Source organism: Geofilum rubicundum JCM 15548 (assembly GCF_000974365.1).
Lineage (GTDB): Bacteria > Bacteroidota > Bacteroidia > Bacteroidales > Marinilabiliaceae > Geofilum > Geofilum rubicundum.
On record NZ_BAZW01000202.1, the window covers coordinates 1 to 633 of the forward strand.

1 protein-coding gene is annotated in these 633 nt (G+C 49.9%); it reads right to left on the bottom strand.

Annotated features, from left to right (window positions below):
- The coding region (locus tag JCM15548_RS22120) for a DUF8693 domain-containing protein (protein ID WP_062129163.1) at positions 1 to 633 on the bottom strand (633 nt) is incomplete at both ends.

A 633-nucleotide genomic window follows, 5' to 3' on the forward strand; every position in this document is an offset into this window, starting at 1 on the left:
TCCTTGAGCAGATCCATTCCTACGCTCACCAGTACCTTGCCCGACAAACTTTTAATATTGATGGCACTGCCGGCATCGGTCTCGTCCGCTCCTGGTGTTTCCAGGTCGGTAGAGACCAGATAGAAGTTCAACACAAAGCGATCGTGGTTGTCTCCTGTCTCGCTTACGGTATAGGTGTAAGTATTTTCGTGCAGCAAGTTAATAAAGGCCCCCGTTTCTCTATCTTCCAGATAAGGCGCGTGCTGGCCGTAATAGTAGCCCAGATCAAACGTCATGGTGACCTCACCGGCTATGCGGTTTCGAACGCTCAATGGAATTGTTCGGGCGGCTTCATTCAATAAAGGAAGACCGTTGATGGACAAGGCCTTTTCGCCAACACGAGTGTAGATTTCAGGTATTCTCTCAGAATCATTGAAATACTTCTCCGAATCACCTTTATCTACCGCCTCTTCGGAACCATTGGAAAAATAGAGTACCGCTCCGTCCCGGGAAAATTCATTCTCAGTCTCAATGCGTATGACATCACCATAGCTAGTCGCAGAACTGCTCTTCAGTCTGGAGCCCTCAATGCCGTGGCGACGGGCCTCTGGCTTAACAGTTACTGTTACGCCGGGGACTGCGGCATTGACCCAG